Origin of the sequence: Streptomyces sp. NPDC014623 (assembly GCF_043088245.1) — a bacterium.
Lineage (GTDB): Bacteria > Actinomycetota > Actinomycetes > Streptomycetales > Streptomycetaceae > Streptomyces.
Genome location: NZ_JBIBZU010000001.1, coordinates 76,327 through 97,202, shown reverse-complemented (window position 1 = coordinate 97,202; position 20,876 = coordinate 76,327). Strand labels below are relative to the sequence as shown.

Below are 20,876 nucleotides of genomic sequence, written 5' to 3'. Positions count from 1 at the left end.
CCCGCCGACGGCGTGCCCGGCGGCCCGTGCCACCATGGAGACCGTGGCAAGCAAGCGAGGCAAGCAGACCGTCCGGGACATGATCCTGTCGATGCTCGTGATCACCGCGGTGGCGGGCGTCGTCTACATCTTCATCCCGCACGACGACGAGGCCGACCCGATCAAGGCGGTCGACTACCGGGTCGAGCTGGCGACGGCCCGTCGCGCCGCTCCGTACCCGGTGGCGGCCCCGGCGGGGCTGGCGGAAGGCTGGAAGCCGACCTCCGTCTCGTACGAGGGCCACAAGGGCGCGGGCTGGCACCTCGGTTTCCTCGACCCGGACGACAGGTACGTGGCCGTCGAGCAGTCGACGACCCCGGCGAAGAAGTACGTGCCCCAGGTCAGCCAGAACGCCGAGGACACCGGGCGCACGCGCGAGGTGTCGGGCCGGGCCTGGCAGGTCTGGAAGGGCCCGAAGTACGACGCGCTGGTGCTGCAGGCCGAGGGAGTGACGACCGTGGTCACCGGCTCGGCCCCGGCGGACCGCCTGGCGGAGATGGCTGCCGCGCTGAAGACGGCCCCAGCGCCCACCGCGTCCGGCGCTCCCGCCGCCTCCTGACGGCCACCGGCCGCCCGCCGGGGCACGGGAACCGCGAGAGCCCCGCGACGCTCGGCGTTGCGGGGCTCTTCTGCCGGGCCGGGTCCCGGCCGGGGACCAGGCCCCGGAGGGGGTCAGACGGTCGTGACGACCTCGTCGTAGGACAGGCGCGGCAGGCGCGGGAACCAGGCGTCCTCGCCGGGCTTGCCGATGTTGACGGCCATGAGCAGCCTGTGGTCGTCGTCCAGGAACTCCTTCTCGATGCCCGCGGCGTCGAAGCCGGTCATCGGGCCGGCGGCCAGGCCGGCGGCGCGGACGCCGATGATGAAGTAGGCCGCCTGCAGTGCGGCGTTCAGCGCGGCGGACTGCTCGCGGACCGGGCGCTCGGAGAAGAACGCGTCCTTGGCCTGCGGGAAGTGCGGCAGGAGCGCCGGGAGTTCCTCGTGGAACTCGTGGTCCGCGACGAGGAGCGCGACCAGCGGTGCGGCGGAGGTCTTCGGCCGGTTTCCCTCGGCCATGTGCTTCACGAGACGCTCGCGGCCCTCCGGCGTGCGGACCAGGACGATGCGCAGCGGCGACTGGTTGAAGGCGGTGGGGCCGTACTTGACCAGGTCGTAGATCGCCTGGACCTGCTCGTCGGTCACCGGCTCGTCGGTGAACGTGTTGGCAGTGCGGGCCTCGCGGAAGAGGAGGTCCTGGGCGGCGGGGTCAAGAACGAGAGACATCTGGGGCATTACCTTCCGGACGGATGCGGGGTCGAGCGGTGGAAGCACCGTAGCCGAAAAATAGATTAAAGTTCAACTAAATGGATCTCGCGGTGACCCACCGCACAGACATCTGATCCCGGCGCGAACGCGTGGGCCAGACACCTGCGCATGATTCAAGCCATGCGCCCGCCCGCAGCGCCTCCGTACGCCCTCAGTCCGGAGCGCCGTCCGTCTCCGAGGGCTCCTCGGGGCGTGCCAGCGCCGCGTCCAGCCGGGCCCGCGCGCCCTCCAGCCAGCGCCGGCACACCTTCGCCAGCTCCTCACCGCGCTCCCACAGGGCCAGCGACTCCTCCAGCGTCGTGCCGCCCGCCTCCAGGCGGCGTACGACCTCGATCAGCTCGTCCCGCGCCTGCTCGTACCCGAGCGTGCCCGTCGCGGCAGCCGTCGTCGTCCCGTCGTCCGTCATGCCGACCACCCTATGCGCGGGCTCCGACAATCCGGCGCCCTCACTCCGCGACCCGTACGGTGAACTCGCCCTCGGAGACCCGCGCCCGGAGCTCCTCGCCGGGCGGCCCGGCGTCGGCGGGGGAGCGCACCACGTGGCCGTCCGGCCGCTGCAGTACCGCGTATCCCCGCTCGAGCGTCGCCGCGGGCGACAGCGCCACGACCCGGGCACGGGTGTGCGCGAGCTCCGAGTCGGCGCGGTCCAGCAGGTGCCCGAACACCCGGCGGCTCCGCCCGGTCAGCGCGTCGATCTCCGCCTCCCGCTCGTCCACCATCCGCCGGGGCCGCTCCATGGAGGACCTGCCCAGCGCGTGCGCCAGCCCCCGCTCCTCCCGGTCGATCAGCCCGCGCACGGTCCGCAACGCACGGTCCCGGAGCTGCTGGACGCGGTCGAGCTCCTCGCCCACGTCCGGCACGACCTTCTTCGCCGCGTCCGTCGGGGTCGACGCCCGCAGATCGGCCACCAGGTCGAGCAGCGGGGAATCAGGCTCGTGCCCGATGGCGGAGACCACCGGCGTGCGGCACGCGGCGACCGCCCGGATCAGCGCCTCGTCGGAGAACGGCAGCAGGTCCTCGACGCTGCCGCCGCCGCGGGCGACGACGATCACATCGACCTCCGGCAGCCCGTCCAGCTCCTGGACCGCCTGGACCACCTGGTTCACCGCGTGCACGCCCTGCACCGCGGTGCTGCGCACCTCGAAGCGCACCGCGGGCCAGCGCTGCCTGGCGTTCTCCAGCACATCGCGCTCCGCCGCCGACGCCCGCCCGGAGACCAGGCCGATCAGCTGCGGCAGGAACGGCAGCGGCTTCTTGCGGTCCAGCGCGAAGAGCCCTTCGGCCGCCAGCGACTTCTTCAGCTGCTCCAGCCGCACCAGCAGTTCCCCGATGCCCACCGGCCGTACCTCCGTGGCCCGCAGGGACAGCTGCCCCCGCGGGGCGTACCACTCCGGTTTGGCGAGGACGACGACCCGCGCGCCCTCCGACACCACGTCGGCGACCCGGTCGAAGACCTGCCGGAAGCAGGTCACGCTCACCGAGATGTCGTGGGACGGGTCACGCAGCGTCAGGAACACCACTCCGGCACCCGGCCGGCGTGACAGCTGGGTGATCTGCCCCTCCACCCAGACCGCGCCGAGCCGGTCGATCCATCCGCCGATCAACCGCGACACGTCGCCGACGGGCAGCGGGGCTTCCGGGGACGTAGTGAGAGCCATACGGGCGAGCGTATCGGCCGGTGCCGACAACCGGGGCCTTCCGGACGGCCCCGCCGCACAGACCGAAGACCGGGTCAGGCGGCCCGCCGCCCCCACTGCACCGCGAGCACCACCAGTCCGATCCCCAGCCAGCACAGCCCCACCAGCTGGGCGCTCGTCGTCGCCTCCAGGATCACCGCGACCAGGACGGCCGCGCCCACCACCGGCATCAGCACATGGCGCCACCAGCTCGGCGGTCCCTCCATCCGGCGCACGGCGAACCAGCCCACCACCGACGCGTGCAGCAGCACGAACGCCGTGAGCGCGCCGACGTCCACCACCGACACCAGGTGGTCGAGCCCGTCGTCGCGCCGGGCCGCCCACACCGCCGCCACCAGGGTCACCACCGCGGCGCCCGTGACCGCCACGCGCGGCACGCCGGACCCGGCGTCGACCCGCGACAGGAACGAAGGGAGCCGCCGCTCCCGGGCCATCGCGAACACCAGCCGGCCGGCCGCCGCCTGTCCGGCCAGGGCCGCGAAGGCCGCGCCGATCGCCTTGCTGACAGCCACCAGGTCGTGCAGCCAGGTCCCCACCGAGGCGTCCACCGCGTCGTAGAAGGCGGACCCCTGCTTCACCGGATCCGCCGCCAGCTCCGCCGAGCTCACCGGTTCCAGCAGAGCCGCCAGATACGACTGGGCCACGAACAGCGCCCCCGCGAGCACCAGACAGAACAGCACGGCCCGCGCCACCTTCGCCGAACCCCCCGTCACCTCCTCCGCGAACGAGGCGATCGCGTCGAAGCCCAGATAGGACAGCACGGCGACGGACACCGCCCCCATCACCGCGGTCATGGAGAACCCGGAGTCCCCGGTGAGCGGCGTCAGCCAGCCGCGCTGCGCCCCGCCCCGGACCAGCACCACCACCGCCGACACCACGAACACCAGCAGCACCACGATCTCCATGGCGAGCACAGCGAAACCCACCCGCGCCGCGGCCCGTACCCCCCAGAGGTTGAGCGCGGTCGTCACGACCACCGCGATCGCCGTCCACACCCACCGCGACACCCCGGGGACCAGCGCGTTCATCGCGATGCCGGAGAAGAGATAGGCGACCGCCGGGATGAGCAGGTAGTCGAGCATCGCCATCCAGCCGGCGATGAACCCGGGCCCTTCCCCGAGTCCCTTGCGGGCGTACGCGAAGACCGACCCGGCGAGGGGGGCCACATGGACCATCTGGGCGTAGCTGAACGCGGTGAAGGCCATCACCACGGTCGCCACGAGATACACCAGCGCCACAGCCCCGCCGGACTTGGCGTCCAGCGTCCCGAACACACCGACCGGCGCCATGGGCGCGATGAACAGCAGCCCGTAGACCACCAGGTCCCGGAACCCGAGTGTGCGCCGCAGCTTCCCCTCCTCCGCGCTGCTGCCGCTGCCCGCCATGAAGCCTCCGTCGCTCGGTTGCGTACGCATCAGTCTCGCGACCCCGCCGACCCGGCGCCTGTTCGGTACGGCCTTACGATGGGACGCATGACTGCAACTCCTGCCCGCCGTGTCCTGCTCGCCGCGCCCCGTGGCTACTGCGCGGGCGTGGACCGCGCCGTGATCGCCGTCGAGAAGGCCCTGGAACAGTACGGCGCCCCGATCTACGTCCGTCACGAGATCGTGCACAACAAGTACGTCGTGCAGACGCTCGAGAAGAAGGGCGCGATCTTCGTCGACGTGACCGCGGAGGTGCCCGAGGGCTCCATCGTGATGTTCTCCGCGCACGGCGTCGCACCGGCCGTCCACGCCGAGGCCGCCGAGCGCAAGCTCGCCACCATCGACGCGACCTGCCCGCTGGTCACCAAGGTCCACAAGGAGGCCGTCCGCTACGCCAAGGAGGACTACGACATCCTCCTGATCGGCCACGAGGGCCACGAGGAGGTCATCGGCACGAGCGGCGAGGCACCCGACCACATCACGCTCGTCGACGGCCCCGAAGACGTGAAGAACGTCGAGGTCCGTGACGAGTCCAAGGTCGTCTGGCTCTCCCAGACCACGCTGTCCGTCGACGAGACGATGGAGACCGTCGGCGCGCTCAAGCAGAAGTTCCCGAACCTCCTCTCCCCGCCGAGCGACGACATCTGCTATGCCACGCAGAACCGCCAGGTCGCGGTGAAGAAGCTGGCCGAGGACGCCGAGCTGGTCGTCGTCGTCGGCTCCAAGAACTCCTCCAACTCGATCCGCATGGTCGAGGTCGCCCTGGACGCCGGCGCGCCCGCCGCCCATCTGGTGGACTCCGCCGACGAGATCGACGAGGCGTGGCTGGAAGGCGTCACCACGGTCGGCCTCACCTCGGGCGCCTCGGTGCCCGACGTCCTGGTCGACGGCGTGCTGGAGTGGCTGGGCGAGCGGGGTTACGCGGACGTGGAGACGGTGAAGACCGCGGAAGAGTCGATCACCTTCTCGCTGCCCAAGGAACTCCGGCGCGACCTGCGCGCCGAGGCCGCGGAACTCTCCGCCCGATAGTCCTGGCGCGCCCGCCTCTCCACCGGGTGCGCCCCTGGTGCGCCCACCGGATCGCACCTCCGGGGAGTGATGCGGGCCACCTGCCCGTACCGTGGATCGCATGGAGATCTTCGGTGTGGACATCGGCGGTTCAGGGATCAAGGGTGCGCCCGTGGACCTGGACCGCGGAGAGCTGGCGCAGGAGCGCCACAAGGTACTGACCCCTCACCCGGCCACGCCCCGGAGCGTGGCCGACGGTGTGGCAGAGGTCGTCGGCCATTTCGACTGGCAGGGGCCGGTGGGCATCACGTTTCCCGGAGTCGTCACGGGCGGTGTCACCAGGACCGCGGCCAACGTGGACAAGAAATGGATCGACACGGACGCCCGGACGCTGCTCAGCGACCGCATCGGGCAGCCCGTCACGATCCTCAACGACGCAGACGCGGCCGGTGTCGCCGAGATGACCTTCGGGGCGGGCCGCGGCCGCAAGGGCACGGTGATCATGCTCACGTTCGGTACGGGCATCGGGAGCGCGGTCTTCACCGGCGGGCAACTGGTCCCCAACACCGAGCTCGGCCACCTGGAGCTGCACGGCCACGACGCGGAGAAGCGTGCCTCCACGAAGGCCAAGGAGGACGAGGACCTGAGCTGGACGCACTGGGCCCACCGGGTGCAGAAGTACCTGGCCCACGTGGAGATGCTGTTCTCGCCCGACCTCTTCATCATCGGCGGGGGCGTCAGCCGCAAGGCGGAGAAGTTCCTGCCGCTCATCGAAAACGTACGGGCCGAGATGCTCCCGGCCGAACTGCAGAACAACGCCGGCATCGTCGGCGCGGCCATGGCGGCCGCCGGCAAGTAGGCCCTACGCGCGGGGGCGGCGTGCGGCCCGGCCGGCGCTGAGCAGGTGCCGCCGCCGCTCCCGCATCTGCCGGACCTTTCGTACGGTGGCGATGAGACCGGCGACGAGCGTGCCCCCGTACAGCCAGCCGGCCTGGACGGCGAGCGCGGTCACGACGGCCATCGCCTGTCCGCCGAAGCCGCCTGTGCCCCCGGCGACGGGGATCACACCGACCGCGAAGGCGATGGGCACGATGATCGGGGCGGTCACCAGGTCGGCGGGCCGCACCCAGAGGGCGGTCAGGGCGCTGACGGGCAGGAACAGCAGCCCGTACACGAGTTCCGAACCGCCGAGGAGCAACCGGTCCGCACAGGCCAGCAGGAACATGGCCAGGGTCGCGAAGAGCCCGGCGCCGATGCCGGTCAGCCGGGGGTCGGGGAACCGGCGCAGCGCCAGGACCACGGGTGGGGCGCCGCCGGGCCGGGACTTCGGCGCCGGGCCCGCCGTCGGCGTGACCGTCACGGGACAGGCGGCCGTGACCTCGCCGAGGCCGCCGGGCGGGGCGGGCCGGGCCTGCGGGGGCTGCCTGCGCTGCGGGGTACGTGTCCTGTGCTGCTCCACCCCGACAACCTAGGGCGCCGGGTGCACTCTTTCGGGCGTTGGACACGCGCTTTGGCCGACCTTGGCGTTGCGTTCGATCCCACACGGCCGAAACGCGACCGTACGGTCCCGGACGGGCCTGAGCCTCCGCACCCGTGACGGGCCGCCCGGCCCCGCCCGTAAACTGGAGAACCGGTCCACTCCCGGCCCGCCCGGACAGCCCCTCTCCTCACTCCAGGAAGTCGCCAAAGTGTCGCTCACGATCGGAATCGTCGGCCTGCCGAATGTCGGCAAGTCGACCCTGTTCAACGCCCTGACCAAGAACGACGTGCTGGCGGCCAACTACCCGTTCGCCACCATCGAGCCGAACGTCGGCGTGGTGGGTGTCCCCGACCCCCGGCTGGACAAGCTCGCCGAGATCTTCCACTCGCAGAAGCTGCTCCCCGCCACCGTCGACTTCGTCGACATCGCGGGCATCGTGCGGGGCGCGAGCGAGGGCGAGGGCCTGGGCAACAAGTTCCTCGCGAACATCCGTGAGTCCGACGCGATCTGCCAGGTCATCCGTGCCTTCAAGGACGAGAACGTCGTCCACGTGGACGGCAAGGTCTCGCCCAAGGACGACATCGAGACGATCAACACCGAGCTGATCCTGGCCGACCTCCAGTCCGTCGAGAAGGCCGTCCCGCGTCTGACGAAGGAGGCCCGCCTCCAGAAGGACAAGGCCGCGGTCCTCGCCGCCGTCGAGGAGGCCCAGAAGATCCTCGAGGCGGGCGACACGCTCTTCTCCCGGGGCATCACGGCCGGCACCGAGAAGGGGCGGCTCCTGCACGAGCTGCACCTGCTCACGACGAAGCCCTTCCTGTACGTGTTCAACGTCGATGAGGACGAGCTGGTCGACGAGGACTTCAAGGCCGAACAGCGCGCCCTGGTCGCTCCGGCGGAGGCCATCTTCCTCAACGCCAAGATCGAGTCCGAGCTGATCGAACTCGACGACGAAGAGGCCCTCGAACTCCTCCAGTCCATGGGCCAGGAGGAGCCCGGCCTCGCCACCCTCGGCCGCGTCGGCTTCGACACCCTGGGCCTCCAGACCTACCTCACGGCAGGCCCGAAGGAGGCCCGCGCCTGGACGATCAAGAAGGGCGCCACGGCCCCGGAGGCGGCCGGTGTGATCCACACCGACTTCGAGAAGGGGTTCATCAAGGCGGAGATCGTCTCCTTCGAGGACCTCGTCGAGACGGGCTCGGTGGCGGAGGCCCGCGCCAAGGGCAAGGCCCGCATGGAGGGCAAGGACTACGTGATGCAGGACGGCGACGTGGTGGAGTTCCGCTTCAACGTCTAGCCGGTGACCTGGCGCCACTTCACCGATCCGGCACATGTGCGGATCGGACGGGGCCTGACCCTTCGGAGTCAGGCCCCTTGATCTTCGTCGCGCTGGACAGGCACCGGATGTTCTGACCTGCCGTCACCTCTCATGTTCGTACCGTGCTGGATGCCGGCGCGACGCGCGGGCGCCGTCCCGGTCGACCGGTCCCCGGCGGACGTTGCTCACGAGCTCGACGGCCGTCGCCGAAACAGAACGCCGCCCGCCCGATCTCCACGGACTGGCGGGTCAGGTGCGCAGGTGGGATGCGCCGTTGAGGTCGACGATGGTGCCGGAGGCCCATGCCGCGGCCGGGGAGGCGAGGAAATGCACGGTGGCGGCGATCTCTTCCGGGGTGCCGACCCGTCCGAACGGGCTTTCGGCGCGAAGGTGCTCACCTCCGGGCCCGGCCAGCTTCGCCGCCTGCCGTTCGGTGGCCACGAATCCGGGTGCGACGGAGGTGACCGCGATGCCGTGCGGGGCCAGTGCCACGGCCAGCGACTGGCCGAGGGCGTGCAGCGCCGCCTTGGTCGCCCCGTAGGCGGGGAAGTCCGGTTCGCCCCGGAACGCGCCGCGCGAACCGACGTTCACGATCGCACCGGTGGCGCCCCGGTCGACCAGGTGCTGAGCCATGGCCCAGCACAAGTCGGCCGCGCCCAGGAGGTTGACGTCCACCATCCGCCGCCAGACCTGCTGCCAGTGCGCCAGCGGGGTCTCGGTGATCGGATGCCGGGTGTCCGCCGCAGGTGCCACGGCCGCGTTGTTCACCAGCACGTCCACCGTGCCGAGCGCGGCCACCGCCTCGGTCACGACTCGCCCGGCCGCGCCGGGCTCGCCCAGGTCGGCCTGGACCAGCGTGTGCCCGGTGCCGGGCAGTGCCCGCAGCGTCTGTTCGGCGTCCGCACGGCGTCCCGCGTACTGCACCGCGACGCGGTCACCGCCGGCGGCGAAGGCCGTCGCGACGGCGCGGCCGATACCCCGGGATCCGCCGGTGACCAGCACACCCCTCATCGGGCGAACACCATCGACTCGTCCCGGAAGGACTTGAACTCCAGGGCGTTGCCCGCGGGATCACGGAAGAACATGGTCCACTGTTCACCGGGCTCGCCGGGGAAGCGCAGGTGCGGTTCGATGCCGAAGCTCACCCCGGCGGCTCGCAGCCGTTCGGCGAACCGGTGGAAGTGCTGTTCGTCCAGCAGCAGGCCGAAGTGCGGGATCGGCACCCGGTGCTGCCCCACCAGGCTGGTACCGGCCGGCTGCGGCGCGACCGCCACCAGGTGGGTCACCAACTGGTGGCCTTCGAGATCCCAGTCCACCCAGTGGTCGGTGCTACGCCCCTCGGGCAAGCCCAGCACCTTCCCGTAGAAGCTGCGGGCGGCTACCAGGTCGTCGACCGGGATGGCCAGGTGAACAGCGGGCCGGTGAGACATCGGGTCCCCTTCCGTGGGCTCGGCGTCCGAGCAGCGTGACCGACCCATTGTCCTAATGTCAACATTAGGACAATGTGGTCCGGTCCTCGGACCCATGACCCGGGCCGGTCTCAAGGCTTGTCCGGATGTCAACATGGGACACATGTCATCTGCACTGCCGAGGGCGGCCCGGCGCGGGCTGGCCGACGAGGCTGCCGACCTGGTGCGCGCGGCCATCTTCTCCGGCCACTTCCCACCCGGAGCCGCACTGCGCGAAGTGGAGCTGGCCGAGCGGCTCGGAGTCAGCCGCGGCTCGGTCCGGGAAGGGCTGGCCCGGCTGGACCGGGAAGGGCTGGTGCGCGGCGGCTGGCACCGGGGTACCACCGTCATCGAGGTGGCGGCCGAGGACGTCCAGGAGGTCTACGCACTCCGGGCCGCGCTGGACCGCCTGGCCGCGACCACCGCGCGGCGAGCCGCGACCGCGGAGCACCTGTCCCGGCTGGACCGGCTGGTGGACGAGATGACGACCGAGATCGCCGGCGGCAGTGACGCCCACCGGCTGGTGGCGCTGGACATCGCCTTCCACGACCAGGTCTACGCCGCCGCCGGAAACGGCAGGCTCACCACCGCATGGCAGGCCATTCGCTCTCAGCTGCACCTGTTCCAGCTGCGCCGCGTCGACGCAGCCTACGACCACTATCGTGCGCGCGTGGTCGACGAGCACCGCGAACTTGCCGCTCTCCTGCGTTCGGGCGACAGCCGGACACTCGCACGCCGGGCCGAAGAGCATGTGGACTCCGCCCGACGCAGCCTGCTGACCAGCTTGCCGACCCGTACCGTGACGGCAGGCGCCGGGACACCCGGTTCCCCGCCCGGCCGCGACACCCCGTGAGGGGCGGAGCGACGCTCGCTCTTCCTGTCCGGCGACAGTCCTGGCACTCGTGCCTCGGTGTCAGGTCCGCACGCGTTCACGTCCGCGCCGACAGGGTGTGCTGAACCCCGGTGCAGCGCACCCCCGTAGCCCCTGAGACAGGGCGTTGCGCGGTTTTGGCCCTGGCCGGCGGATACGGACAAGGACGCCGCCGTCGAGAACGCGCTGGGAGGTCTTCTCCGTGCACGGCGTGCCCGCCTACGCCCTGGCGATGCCGGACTATCCACTTCCGGCCGTCGGAGGGTGCCCGGTCTGCGGCGGGAAGAGGCAGCCGCGCTCGCGGGGGGTGAGTTCCGCCTCCTGCACGCGCCCGGAGAAGGGTCGCGAGCAGCACCCGTCGCAGCAACTGCTGGAGGCCGTCGCGCGGGCCCTGCAACTGGACGACGAAGCTGCGTCCTCCCTGCCGGTCTCAGTCCGGTCCCTGACCACCCTTCCGCCGCTGCGAGCACGGGGCTGCCTCTGCGATCATGTAGCGCACCCGCTACTCCGGACCATGCCTCCCGACCCGGGAGAGGAGCACCACCGTGGCCGACCCCACGCAGACTTCCGCACACAGTGCCGGTGGGGAGCCGCCCGAGCCGGCGGACGTGGTGTTCATGCGCCGGATGCGCAAGGACTTCCAGCGCATCCGGATGGAGCACGAGTTCGCCGTCGACGAGATGCTGACCAAGGTGTCGATCCTGCGCAAGGAGTTCCTGCACCTCCACCGGTACAACCCGATCGAGCACGTCGGTTCCCGGGTCAAGTCCACCGCGAGCATCCTGCGCAAGGTCGCGCGCCTCGGCATCGACCCGACGCCGGAGGCGATCCGGGCGGGCCTCCATGACATCGCCGGCGTGCGTATCACGTGCAGCTTCATCGCCGACACCTACCGGGTCCTCGAGGCACTCACCTCCCAGACCGACGTAGGGGTGCTCCAGATCAAGGACTACATCGCGCACCCCAAGCCCAACGGCTACAAGAGCCTGCACGCGCTGGTCGAGATCCCGGTGTTCCTCAGTACCGGCCCGGTTCCCGTGACCGTCGAGATACAGGTCCGGACGATCGCCATGGATTTCTGGGCCACCTTGGAGCACAAGATCTACTACAAGTACGACGGTTCCGTGCCCGCCGACATCGTCACCAGTCTGACCGAGGCGGCACAGCTCGCCGACCAGCTCGATCAGCAGATGGAGGAGTTGCACACCGAGGTGCGCGGTGCCGAGTGGGAGCGCGCCGAGAACACCACGCCGGACCTGGACGAGCAGATGCTGATGCGGGTGTGGGAGAGCGTGCGCACAGGCACCGGGGCCGAGGGCGGCGGCGGCAACGCGGGGGGACCGGCGGACTGACCGCCTCGCCAACGAGGCGACCACCCTGGGCCGCGCCCTCGGTCAGCGAGGACGGGTGGAAGCTCCGGCGGCGGGGAAACCGACGGGTCCGGCGTGGGCGCGTACGGCCTCGGCGAGGTCCTCGGGCGGACCGGTCGAGTGCTTCCGGCTGCCGCTCATGGTTCTGACCCTGCCGAAGGGGGCCGCGCCCGTGAACTCCCCCTGGTCAGCGCGCCGTCGGAAGGCGGTGGGAGGAGGCCCTGAGGGGTGTCCGCGTCGAGCCCGTCCTCGTAAGCGGCCAGGCCGTGCGGGCCGTGGTCCCCGCGCCGGGAACCGGCCGTGCGGGTACTCCCGACGCCGCCGCCGAAGCCGCGGCTCTCCCGCCCGGCCCGGAGCGGGCTCCGTCACCGGGAGCGGCCTGCTCGTCGACGGCGGTGCCGCCGGGGCCGTCCCGCTCCGGCCGCCTGACGGCCGCCGCGGCCCGGTGACGGCGGTGGCAGGATGTGCGGGAGGGCGGGAAGAGGGGCGGGGACAGCGTGGGGCGTGGGGAGCGGGACACGGTCGCGCGGGGAGCGCGCCTGTACGAAGCGGCGCAGGCGGTGGTGGGCGACCACGGCAGGGCGGTCGAGGCGGTACGGGCGGCCTTGAAGCCGATCCACGACGCAGCGGTGAAGCGGGAACTCGACGCCATCCCCGTCGCCCGGCTGCAGGACGTCACCGAAGGGCGACTGCGCCTGGGGAGCGTCGAGAAGAGCGGACTGCGCACCCTGGGCAGTGTTCTCGACGCGGGTCCCTACCGGCTGCGGCAGATCCCCGGCGTCGGGCAGCGCACGGTCGACCAGATGCTCGCCGCCGCCCGCCGGCTCTCCGAGGCGGTGCAGGAGACCGTGGCCGTCCACATCGACGTGGACCGGCCGGAACCGGACACCACCGCGCTCGTCACGGCCTTGCACGTACTGGTGGAGGCGGGCCCGGGCGCCCGCCGCGCGGTCGACAGGGCCGCGGTCCTGTCCGAACGGCTCGGCCCGCTGCTCACCGACGCCGGGCCCGCCGCCGGACGGTTCGGGATGCTGCTGGCGGGCCGGGAGAAGAAGACACGCGTGTCGGCGGCGCTCACCGGGATCCGGTCGGTGGTGGACGAGGGGGAGCGGTCCGGCCTGTCCGGGCTGTTCGCCCAGGCGTCGGTGGACCTGCTCCGGGGGGCGTCGTCCGACATCGCGGCCTGGGTCGGTTTCGAGCTCGGTTCCGCCGAGTACTACAGCGTGCTCGCCGAGATCTCGGGGCGGTCGCCGGACGCGGCCGCCGTCGAGGGCTTCCTCCCGGACGAGGTCGCCGAGCGGGTGCGGACCCAGCACCTCGACGACGCGCACCGCCGGGTCTCCTTGCGCGGTTACCAGGCCTTCGGCGCGAGGTTCGCACTCGCGCAGCGCAAGGTGGTACTCGGCGACGAGATGGGCCTGGGGAAGACCATCCAGGCCATCGCCGTGCTGGCACACCTGGCCGCTGAAGGGGAGAACCACTTCATGGTCGTCTGTCCGGCGAGCGTCCTCGTGAACTGGACACGGGAGGTCGGGACCCGGAGCGCCCTGCGCGTCGTGGTGCTCCACGGCCCCGGCCGGCACGACGCGTACGCCGACTGGGAGGAGCGGGGCGGGGTCGCGGTGACCACGTTCGACGGGCTGCGCGGTTTCCCCGCCCCGGGCGCCGGGCGGGTCGGGCTGCTCGTGGTCGACGAAGCGCATTCGGTGAAGAACCCGAAGGCCAAGCGCTCCCAGGCGGTCGCCCTGTGGACGGAACGCAGCGCGCGCGCCCTCTTCATGACCGGGACCCCGATGGAGAACAGGGTCGCGGAGTTCCGCAACCTGGTCCGGATGCTCGACGGCGACGTCGCTGATCTCCTCGGCGAACGGGACGCGCCGGCCGGATCGGCCGCCTTCCGCAAGGCCGTGGCCCCGGTCTATCTGCGGCGCAACCAGGAAGACGTGCTGACGGAACTCCCGAGTCTCCAGCAGACCGACGAATGGGAGGAGCTGAGCGCATCGGACGAGGAGGCGTACCGCGAGGCCGTCCGCACGGGAAACTTCATGGCGATGCGCAGGGCCGCGTACACGGAACCGGAGAAGTCGGCCAAGCTGGGCCGGCTCCGGGAGATCGTTCAGGAGGCCGGCGAGAACGGACAGAAGACGGTGGTCTTCTCCTACTTCAAGGACGTACTGAGGGTGGTGGGGGAAGCCGTCACCACCGGAACCGCCGGCTGCGCCCCGGTCTTCGGCCCGCTCACCGGAAGCGTCCCGGCAGGCCGGCGCCAGCAGGTCGTCGACGACTTCACCGGGGTCCAGGGCCCCGCGGTGCTCCTGGCGCAGATCCAGGCAGCGGGGGCCGGCCTCAACATGCAGGCCGCCTCCGTCGTGGTCATCTGCGAACCCCAGATCAAACCGACCCTCGAACACCAGGCGGTGGCCCGGGCCCACCGCATGGGCCAGGTCAGGCCGGTCCGCGTGCACCGCCTCCTCGCCACCGGGGGAGTGGACGAACGCATGGTGAAGATGCTGGAGGCCAAGACCCGGCTGTTCGACGCCTACGCCCGCCGCAGCGCCGTGGCCGAAGCCACCCCGGACGCGGTCGACGTCTCGGACACCGAGCTGGCACGCCGGATCGTCGAGGAGGAACAGGCGCGCCTGGGAGTGACGGGCGAAGGGCTCACGGCCCGCCGTACCTCTGTCTGAGGCGTTCTACGGGGAGGCGGGAGCGAGCGGCAGTGTGTTCCGGCCGCGGCAGAAACGCGGTCGCCGTGCCGGTGACGGTGCCGGACGGCACCGGAGGCCGCTTCACGGCAGAGACGCCGGACGTGTTCACGGGGAGGGACGGTACTGCCGTGGGCGTGACCGCCGACGGCAGTTCCGGTGCCGGGACGAGAGGACCGATCCGTATCCTCAGCGCTGCCGCGACCCGCGGCTCGTGCGTCGCCGGTGAACCGCCCGGACCGGATCGCCGGGTGCCCTGGCCCGGCCCGCTGGCGCGCTGCGGGTCCGGGGGAGGGGGCGGCGTGGGCGCGTGACCGGGAACCGCGCGGATCGCGGGGGGCTCCGCGGCCGGGGCGGGCCGCAGGGCACCGGCGCCGGCCCCCGGGGGGCGGTCGTCCGGCCGGCCGGGGGCAGCGGCGGGCAGGGACAGCCCCGCCACGGCGACCGTCACCGCAGCCGAGGCCGCCACCGCCGACGGGGCGACGCCCGCGGGCGGGAACGGGAACCTGCGTACGAACATCCAGGCGGCCGCGGTCGGAGCGAGGATCCCGGCCAGGACGTCACGCAGCGAGCGTCTGGCTCTGGCGAGCAGCGACTCGGCCGCCCGGTAGCTCAGCCCCATGGCCCGGGCGACCTGCCCGACGTCGAGGTCCTGGGAGTGGAGCCGCAGCGCCTCGGCCTGGCGGGCGGGCAGCAGTTCGGCGCTGCGGTCCGCCAGCCACCGGGCCTCCGCCCGGTCGCACGCCGCCTCCTCGACGGGGGAGGGCTCCGCGGGAGCGGCGTAGGGGCTCGTGCTCGCCTCCGAGTCGCGGGCGATCTGGCGGCGGCGTTCGGCGCATACGCGTTCGGTCGCGAGCCTGAGCCATGAGCGCACCCGGCCGTACTGGACGCCGGGGTCCTCCACCGCGCGGAGCATCGCTTCCTGGACGGCGTCCTCGGCCTCCTCGGTGTTCGAGGACAGGCGGCGCGCGATCTCCAGCAGTTCGTCCCGGTGGCTCCAGACGAGCTCCCACCGGTTGCCCGGGCCGGGCGGACGACGGGCCGGGGGCGGGCGGTCCTTCACGGTCGAAGCCTTCTGGTCCGTGGGTCCGGGGTCCGAGGTGCGTCGGTCATGGTGCTCCACGGCCCCTATGCCCCGCGGCCCGGACGGCATCGGGGCATACGGGCACGGCGTCGGATCAGGCCGAGAGCGTGGAGGCGGCTCCGAGCCCGGCGGCGCCCAGCACGTCGGCACCGGCGGCCCCCGAGATTCCCGCGGAGAGCGAGGAGAGGGGCGTCTCGAGGGAGACCTGGCCGGCCAGGCCGGCGAAGACGCCGCCGGACACGTTGTCCAGGTCCGCGTCGGAGATTTCCTGGGTCTGCATCTGGGGGGCGGAGCTCATGAGGTGAATTCCTTTCACGTTAATTGCCTAGGGCAAGGGCCAACCCCGTCAGGAAAGAAGACCCTTGTCGTTTTCGCGGTCGTGGCGGCTTCCGCGATGTGAAGGATCAAAGCACGTGAGCGCGTTACGAGGCCACCCATCAAGCAGCCGCTCGCGCTGCTTTTCCCTCCTCGAAAGTACGCCGCGGTCACATCAATTCATGGGCCGGTACGGTTTCTTCACGGGGTCGGGCGACGGATTTCGCGGCAGCCCAATTCTTGATACGCCCGAACGGGACAATCCTCGCGAGGGGCGGGAGGCGCCCGGGGCGCGCGTGAGGAGTCGTCCTCGGCCACGGACCACCCGCGTGCGCCGTGTGAAGATCCGTCGCGGACGGCCCGGGCGTGGCGTGCTCCAGGGATGCCGGGGCCGGCTCCGTCCCGGTGGGGAGCAGACGCCGGCCCGCTGACGGGGACGCCGCCGTTCAGTCGCGGCCGGTGACGGTCAGTCCGGTCACTCCCGTCGGTTTCTCCGCGTCGGCCGAGCGGACCGTCAGCCGGACCTGACGGGCCGCCGCACCCGGCTCGTACGGACGCCAGGCGCGGCCGTCCAGGGAGGTCTCCAGGCTGTGGGAGGCCGGCTCGGTGTCCGTCCAGCGGGGCGTGATCGAGGCGATCCGGGTCACGTGGCGCAGAGGCACCGTCAGCGTGCCCGTCGCGCCGTCCGGTGACCAGGATGTCGACGGGCTGCCGTCCACCGCCGCCTCGGCGTACAGACCGGGGGACTCGGAGGTGGCCGTCACGGGGCGGCAGCGGGCGGCGTCCGGCGTCGGGGTGAGGTCGGGGCGGCGCGTGGGAAGCGTGAGGGTGCCGGAGAGCCGGCGCGGGCCCGCCGGGGTGTGGACGGTGAACGGCGTGCCGTCCGTCAGCCGGACCGTGGTCGTCCGGGGGCCGACGGCGACGTCGTACGTCCGGCCCCGGTAACGCAGCCCCGTCAGCTCCACACCCTCGCGGAGCTGCGGAGGCAGGAGCGGGTCGAGGCGTACGCCGTCCTCGCGCAGCCTGAGGCCGGTCAGGCCGTGCGTGAAGACCTGGAGGAAGCCGCCCTTCCCGGTGAGGAAGTCCTCGGCGGGAAAGCCGGAGAGCGGGTCCTGGGCGCCGGACTTCTCGCCCCGCGCCTCGGAGAAGAGGCTGTAGGGACCGCGGACGAACGGGCGCACGGCGCGCTGGAGGTACGTGTACGTGGCACAGCCCGGCGCCCCGATCGCGGCGGCGTCGATCGCGTGCACCGAATCGGTCATCGCGGGGCCGTCCGGATCGGTGCGGGCGGCGTAGTGGTCGAGCGTCGCGGCGGCGGCTCCCTCCTCCATCGGCCACTCCAGCGGGTAGACGAGCAGCACCGTGTCGGCCTGCTTGATGGTCGAGCCGTTGTAGCCGGCGTACTGGAGGAACAGCTTCCGCTCGGCGTCGTACGGGATGCGCAGCCCGTCGGCGACCCGGGTCCAGCCGGCCGGTGCCCGGTGGCCGAGGAGCCCGGCGGCCCGGGTGGCGTTGCGCAGGGCGGTGGCGGCGACCGCGTTGGTGAAGACGCCGTCCGTGACTCCGTTGCTGTATTCGTCGGGGCCCGCGACGTTCTTCACCGAGTAGCTGCCGTCGGCGTTGGCCGTGGCCCGCGACTCCCAGAAGTCGGCGATGCCCTTCAGCAGGGGCCACCCCCGGGCGGCCAGCCAGCCGCGGTCACCGGTGGCCAGGTAGTACTGCTGGACGGCGAGCGAGATGTCGCCCTGGAGGTGGTTCTGGGTGAGGCAGTGCGGCGGGTCCCAGCTCTGGCACTCGGAGTCCAGGCGGCCCCTGCTCGCGCTCGTCCAGGGGTAGAACAGCCCCTCGTGGCCCAGTGCCTCGGCGTTCGCACGGGCGGCGTCCCGGGTGCGGTAGCGGTATTCGACGACGGAACGGGCCAGTTCGGGACGGGTGGCGAGCAGCGCCGGGTACATCCACGTCTCGGCGTCCCAGAACACCATGCCCGCGTAGTTGTCGCTGGTCAGACCCGCCGGGGCGATGCTGTCCGAGGAGCCGGGACGGGTGCTGGCGAGCAGTCCGTACTGCGCCGCCCGCAGCCAGGCCTGCAGGTCCGGACTGTGCGGCGTCCTGATGTCGGACGCCCAGGCCCGGCGCCAGGCCGCCGCGTTGCCGGCGAGGACCCCGGACCAGCCGCGCCGGGCGGCCCGCCCGGCCGCCGCCCGGGCCGAGGCACGTGGCGCGCGGGAGGTGAGCGAGGTGTCGACACCGACGTACTTCTCGAAGGTGTACGAGCGGCCGGCCCTGACCGTGACCGCCCGGGTGCCGGCCGTACCCAGCTGGACGACCGCCCCCCCCGTGCCCGTGCCGAGCGTGCGGAACGTACCGTCGCCGGCGGCCGTGACCCGGCGCGCCCCGCGCTCGTCCAGCCGTCCGGTCACCGTCGCGGTGCCGCTCCAGTGCGGGGTCATCCGCAGGCGCACGGCGCCGGTGTGGACGTCGGAGCGGTCGGCCAGGACCTCGTAGGCCAGGTCGGTGGCGCGGCCGTCGGCCGTGGTCCACCGCAGGGAGGTGACCACGACACCGCAGCGCAGGTGGAGGGTCTGGCGGTAGTGCGAGACGCGGCCGGCGGGGGTGGCGGAGCCGTACGTCTCGGAGCCGACCCGTACGTCGAGCGTGGTCCAGGACGGGAGCGCGGCGACCACCTCACGGCCCTCGGCGAGGCTCCGGTCGCGGGCGTAGAGCCCGGAGACGAAGGCACCGTCGTACCGTGGGGTGTAGAGGGGCCAGCCCGTCCTGCCGCCCGTGGCGGCGTATCCGGCACCCGTGGCGGGCACGCGGTGGCCCAGGTAGCCGTTGCCGACGTAGGGGTCGTATCCCTGGGCCTCGCCGAAGGCGGTGGACGTCGGTGTCCACGACGCGTCGGAGGGACGCTCCGCCCTGCCGCACACGGAGGCCGGGGCGGGCGGCCCGGCGGCGTGGGAGGGCGGCGGCACGGGGACGGCCAGCGCGCCCGCGATCAGGGACGCGAGAAGAGGGATGCGCTTGAGGCTCACCGTACGAAGGTAGGGAAGAAGACGCCGCCGGTGCGGTACCGGCGCGCGGGACGAGCGGACCGGTCCCGGGACCGGAGGCAGGAAGAGCGGCATGTCGTACCCGGACCCCGTGTACACGGACGGCGCGGGCGAGATCAGTGCACGGTACCGGCCGGCCGGCACCGCCCCGGACTTCCTGCCACGCAGCGGTGGCAGCACCCACTACCTGGCGACGACGGAGTCGACGCACGGCGAGTTCGGTCTGTACCGCGTCAACATGGGGCCCCGGGCGGGCGGCCCGGCCGAACACTTCCACCGGACGATCTCGGAGTCGTTCTTCATCCTCGACGGGACGGTGCGGATCTACGACGGCGAGCGATGGACCGATGCCACGGCGGGTGACTTCCTGTACGTGCCCCAGGGCGGTCTGCACGCGTTCCGGAACGACTCCGACGAGCCCGCGTCGATGCTGCTGCTCTTCACGCCGGGGGCGCCGAGGGAGGAGTACTTCGAGACGGTGGGGCAGGTTGCCGACTGGCCGGAGAAGGAGCGGGCGGAGTTCTTCATCAAGCACGACACGTACTGGACGGGCTGAGGGACGCCGGGAGGCCACGGGTGCCCGGGGCGTGGAACGGCCTCAAGGCGCGAGGCCCGTCTTGAGGCCGGCCCCGCAGAGCGGGACGACCACGCTCCGGTCCGTCACGCCGCCCACGGCCGCCCAGCAGGCGACCCCGGTCGTCTCGACGAAGAAGCCGCGGGCGGCCAGGTCCTTCTGCGCCGCACGGATCTGCTCCTCCGTCACGGTCAGGAAGGTGCCGTCCGATTCCCGGACGGCGGCGAGGACCTGCCGGGCGCGCGGCGGCCGGGGGACGGCGATCCCCTCGGCCAGGGTGGGGCGCCCCCGGTCCGGGGCGCCGGACAGCCCGTCGGCTCCCGCCCGGAACGCCGCCGCCAGCGGGGACACGGCCTCGGCCTGTACGGCGATCAGGGCGGGGCGGCGGTCGATCAGGCCGTGGGCGAGGAGTTCCGCGGTGGCGAGGGCCGCGCCCAGGAGCAGGGTGCCGTTGCCGACCGGTACGGCGATGGCGTCCGGCAGGGTACCGCCGAGGTCCTCCCAGATCTCGTAGACGTAGGTCTTCGTGCCGTGCAGGAAATACGGGTTGAAGACGTGGGAGGCGTAGAAGGTGCCGGGTGTACCGGCGGCGGCCCTGGCTGCGGCCGCTGCGGCTTCACGGCCGCCGGGCACGGTCTCCAGCCGGGCGCCGTGGGCGCGGATCTGCCCGGTCTTCTCGGGCGACGTCCCCTCGGGGACGTAGACCGTGCACGGGAGTCCGGCCCGGGCGCAGTACGCGGCGACGGCCGTCCCCGCGTTGCCGCTGCTGTCCACGACGACCCGTTCCGGGGAGAGCCTGCGGGCCACCTCGGCCAGCATCACCGCGCCGCGGTCCTTGAAGGAGAGCGTGGGCATCAGGAAGTCGAGCTTGGCCGAGACCTGGTCCGTGAGCCGGACGAGGGGGGTCCGCCCCTCACCGAGGGAGACGGCCGGGGCGGCGAGGGGGAGGGCCTCCTCGTACCGCCACAGCGAATTGACACGACCGCTCAGCGAGTCGAGGCGGACCGGTGCGCGTGCGCCGGTGTCGAGGTCCCAGGGACCTCCACAGACCGGGCAGCACCAGGTCAGGGCGGACGAGCCGGCCCGGGACCCGTCCAGGGGGCAGAAGTACGCCGCTGGGGGTACGCGGATGTCGGTCATGCGCCGAATCTATTTCCCCGGCACGCCCGCGATCCAGTTCCGGTG

At 72.3% G+C, this 20,876-nt stretch carries 19 protein-coding genes; 8 read left to right on the top strand and 11 right to left on the bottom strand.

The window, feature by feature from the left end:
• Positions 1 to 34: 34 nt before the first annotated feature.
• Positions 35 to 598 (top strand): DUF4245 domain-containing protein, encoded by a 564-nt coding sequence (locus ACF1FZ_RS00440; protein ID WP_391771160.1) that lies wholly within the window; start codon positions 35 to 37, stop codon positions 596 to 598.
• Positions 599 to 711: 113 nt separating this feature from the next.
• On the opposite strand, the gene ACF1FZ_RS00435 is transcribed toward ACF1FZ_RS00440, so the two are convergent.
• The 4 genes from ACF1FZ_RS00435 to ACF1FZ_RS00420 form a co-directional block, all read right to left on the bottom strand.
• Positions 712 to 1,302 carry a malonic semialdehyde reductase gene (locus ACF1FZ_RS00435; RefSeq protein WP_391771159.1) on the bottom strand — a complete coding sequence of 197 codons (591 nt, stop codon included), beginning with the start codon at positions 1,300 to 1,302 and terminating at the stop codon, positions 712 to 714.
• Positions 1,303 to 1,495: 193 nt separating this feature from the next.
• Positions 1,496 to 1,750: an exodeoxyribonuclease VII small subunit gene (locus ACF1FZ_RS00430; protein WP_391771158.1), complete on the bottom strand. Its 255-nt coding sequence runs from the start codon at positions 1,748 to 1,750 to the stop codon at positions 1,496 to 1,498.
• 40 nt (positions 1,751 to 1,790) lie between these two features.
• A complete protein-coding gene (gene xseA / locus ACF1FZ_RS00425; RefSeq protein WP_391771157.1) occupies positions 1,791 to 3,002 on the bottom strand; it encodes an exodeoxyribonuclease VII large subunit in 1,212 nt (403 codons plus the stop codon).
• Between the two features lie 74 nt (positions 3,003 to 3,076).
• Positions 3,077 to 4,426: an APC family permease gene (locus ACF1FZ_RS00420; protein WP_391771781.1), complete on the bottom strand. Its 1,350-nt coding sequence runs from the start codon at positions 4,424 to 4,426 to the stop codon at positions 3,077 to 3,079.
• A gap of 78 nt (positions 4,427 to 4,504) precedes the next feature.
• Here ACF1FZ_RS00420 and ACF1FZ_RS00415 point away from each other — a divergent pair, with 78 nt between their 5' ends.
• Both ACF1FZ_RS00415 and ppgK read left to right on the top strand, forming a co-directional pair.
• Positions 4,505 to 5,494, top strand: a complete 990-nt coding sequence (locus ACF1FZ_RS00415) for a 4-hydroxy-3-methylbut-2-enyl diphosphate reductase (RefSeq protein WP_391771156.1) — start codon at positions 4,505 to 4,507, stop codon at positions 5,492 to 5,494.
• Between the two features lie 100 nt (positions 5,495 to 5,594).
• On the top strand, positions 5,595 to 6,332 hold the full coding sequence (gene ppgK, locus ACF1FZ_RS00410; RefSeq protein WP_391771155.1) for a polyphosphate--glucose phosphotransferase: 738 nt from the start codon (positions 5,595 to 5,597) through the stop codon (positions 6,330 to 6,332).
• A gap of 3 nt (positions 6,333 to 6,335) precedes the next feature.
• Here ppgK and ACF1FZ_RS00405 read toward each other — a convergent pair whose 3' ends face one another.
• Positions 6,336 to 6,932 (bottom strand): DUF6542 domain-containing protein, encoded by a 597-nt coding sequence (locus tag ACF1FZ_RS00405; protein ID WP_391771154.1) that lies wholly within the window; start codon positions 6,930 to 6,932, stop codon positions 6,336 to 6,338.
• A 229-nt stretch (positions 6,933 to 7,161) separates the two neighbouring features.
• Here ACF1FZ_RS00405 and ychF point away from each other — a divergent pair, with 229 nt between their 5' ends.
• Positions 7,162 to 8,250 carry a redox-regulated ATPase YchF gene (gene ychF / locus ACF1FZ_RS00400; protein WP_391771153.1) on the top strand — a complete coding sequence of 363 codons (1,089 nt, stop codon included), beginning with the start codon at positions 7,162 to 7,164 and terminating at the stop codon, positions 8,248 to 8,250.
• A 270-nt stretch (positions 8,251 to 8,520) separates the two neighbouring features.
• Here ychF and ACF1FZ_RS00395 read toward each other — a convergent pair whose 3' ends face one another.
• Positions 8,521 to 9,282: an SDR family NAD(P)-dependent oxidoreductase gene (locus ACF1FZ_RS00395; protein WP_391771152.1), complete on the bottom strand. Its 762-nt coding sequence runs from the start codon at positions 9,280 to 9,282 to the stop codon at positions 8,521 to 8,523.
• On the bottom strand, positions 9,279 to 9,701 hold the full coding sequence (locus ACF1FZ_RS00390) for a VOC family protein (RefSeq protein WP_391771151.1): 423 nt from the start codon (positions 9,699 to 9,701) through the stop codon (positions 9,279 to 9,281). Before ACF1FZ_RS00390 ends, ACF1FZ_RS00395 begins: the two co-directional genes overlap by 4 nt.
• A 142-nt stretch (positions 9,702 to 9,843) precedes the next feature.
• Between ACF1FZ_RS00390 and ACF1FZ_RS00385 the strand changes: the two genes are divergently transcribed.
• The 3 genes from ACF1FZ_RS00385 to ACF1FZ_RS00375 all read left to right on the top strand — a co-directional run bounded on the left by ACF1FZ_RS00385 (position 9,844) and on the right by ACF1FZ_RS00375 (position 14,647).
• Entirely contained in the window at positions 9,844 to 10,572 is a 729-nt protein-coding gene (locus tag ACF1FZ_RS00385) for a GntR family transcriptional regulator (protein WP_391771150.1), read from the top strand.
• Positions 10,573 to 11,135: 563 nt separating this feature from the next.
• Positions 11,136 to 11,942 (top strand): GTP pyrophosphokinase family protein, encoded by an 807-nt coding sequence (locus ACF1FZ_RS00380; RefSeq protein ID WP_391771149.1) that lies wholly within the window; start codon positions 11,136 to 11,138, stop codon positions 11,940 to 11,942.
• Between the two features lie 515 nt (positions 11,943 to 12,457).
• A complete protein-coding gene (locus ACF1FZ_RS00375) occupies positions 12,458 to 14,647 on the top strand; it encodes a DEAD/DEAH box helicase (protein WP_391771148.1) in 2,190 nt (729 codons plus the stop codon).
• Here ACF1FZ_RS00375 and ACF1FZ_RS00370 read toward each other — a convergent pair.
• The 3 genes from ACF1FZ_RS00370 to ACF1FZ_RS00360 form a co-directional block, all read right to left on the bottom strand.
• Positions 14,622 to 15,728: an RNA polymerase sigma factor gene (locus ACF1FZ_RS00370; RefSeq protein ID WP_391771147.1), complete on the bottom strand. Its 1,107-nt coding sequence runs from the start codon at positions 15,726 to 15,728 to the stop codon at positions 14,622 to 14,624. The two genes, ACF1FZ_RS00375 and ACF1FZ_RS00370, sit on opposite strands and share 26 nt — an antisense overlap.
• Positions 15,729 to 15,843: 115 nt before the next feature.
• On the bottom strand, positions 15,844 to 16,047 hold the full coding sequence (locus ACF1FZ_RS00365) for a hypothetical protein (protein WP_391771146.1): 204 nt from the start codon (positions 16,045 to 16,047) through the stop codon (positions 15,844 to 15,846).
• A 463-nt stretch (positions 16,048 to 16,510) separates the two neighbouring features.
• Positions 16,511 to 19,099, bottom strand: coding sequence for a glycosyl hydrolase family 65 protein (locus ACF1FZ_RS00360; protein WP_391771145.1), 2,589 nt, complete (start codon positions 19,097 to 19,099; stop codon positions 16,511 to 16,513).
• Between the two features lie 91 nt (positions 19,100 to 19,190).
• On the opposite strand from ACF1FZ_RS00360, the gene ACF1FZ_RS00355 reads away from it, so the two are divergent.
• The gene (locus ACF1FZ_RS00355; protein WP_391771144.1) at positions 19,191 to 19,673 is read left to right on the top strand and encodes a cupin domain-containing protein; all 483 of its coding nucleotides are present in this window, start codon (positions 19,191 to 19,193) and stop codon (positions 19,671 to 19,673) included.
• A gap of 42 nt (positions 19,674 to 19,715) precedes the next feature.
• Here the strand turns inward: ACF1FZ_RS00355 and ACF1FZ_RS00350 are convergent, their stop codons facing one another.
• Positions 19,716 to 20,831 (bottom strand): threonine synthase, encoded by a 1,116-nt coding sequence (locus ACF1FZ_RS00350; RefSeq protein ID WP_391771143.1) that lies wholly within the window; start codon positions 20,829 to 20,831, stop codon positions 19,716 to 19,718.
• Positions 20,832 to 20,876: the final 45 nt, after the last annotated feature.

Bases quoted from the DNA above. Each gene is read 5' to 3' on its own strand.
- ACF1FZ_RS00435 (WP_391771159.1), bottom strand. From the start codon at position 1,302: ATGTCTCTCGTTCTTGACCCCGCCGCCCAGGACCTCCTCTTCCGCGAG.
- ppgK (WP_391771155.1), top strand. From the start codon at position 5,595: ATGGAGATCTTCGGTGTGGACATCGGCGGTTCAGGGATCAAGGGTGCG.
- ACF1FZ_RS00430 (WP_391771158.1), bottom strand. From the start codon at position 1,750: ATGACGGACGACGGGACGACGACGGCTGCCGCGACGGGCACGCTCGGG.
- ACF1FZ_RS00365 (WP_391771146.1), bottom strand. From the start codon at position 16,047: ATGAGCTCCGCCCCCCAGATGCAGACCCAGGAAATCTCCGACGCGGAC.
- ACF1FZ_RS00440 (WP_391771160.1), top strand. From the start codon at position 35: ATGGAGACCGTGGCAAGCAAGCGAGGCAAGCAGACCGTCCGGGACATG.
- ACF1FZ_RS00385 (WP_391771150.1), top strand. From the start codon at position 9,844: ATGTCATCTGCACTGCCGAGGGCGGCCCGGCGCGGGCTGGCCGACGAG.
- ACF1FZ_RS00390 (WP_391771151.1), bottom strand. From the start codon at position 9,701: ATGTCTCACCGGCCCGCTGTTCACCTGGCCATCCCGGTCGACGACCTG.
- ACF1FZ_RS00415 (WP_391771156.1), top strand. From the start codon at position 4,505: ATGGGACGCATGACTGCAACTCCTGCCCGCCGTGTCCTGCTCGCCGCG.
- ACF1FZ_RS00395 (WP_391771152.1), bottom strand. From the start codon at position 9,282: ATGAGGGGTGTGCTGGTCACCGGCGGATCCCGGGGTATCGGCCGCGCC.
- ACF1FZ_RS00350 (WP_391771143.1), bottom strand. From the start codon at position 20,831: ATGACCGACATCCGCGTACCCCCAGCGGCGTACTTCTGCCCCCTGGAC.
- xseA (WP_391771157.1), bottom strand. From the start codon at position 3,002: ATGGCTCTCACTACGTCCCCGGAAGCCCCGCTGCCCGTCGGCGACGTG.
- ACF1FZ_RS00420 (WP_391771781.1), bottom strand. From the start codon at position 4,426: ATGGCGGGCAGCGGCAGCAGCGCGGAGGAGGGGAAGCTGCGGCGCACA.
- ACF1FZ_RS00355 (WP_391771144.1), top strand. From the start codon at position 19,191: ATGTCGTACCCGGACCCCGTGTACACGGACGGCGCGGGCGAGATCAGT.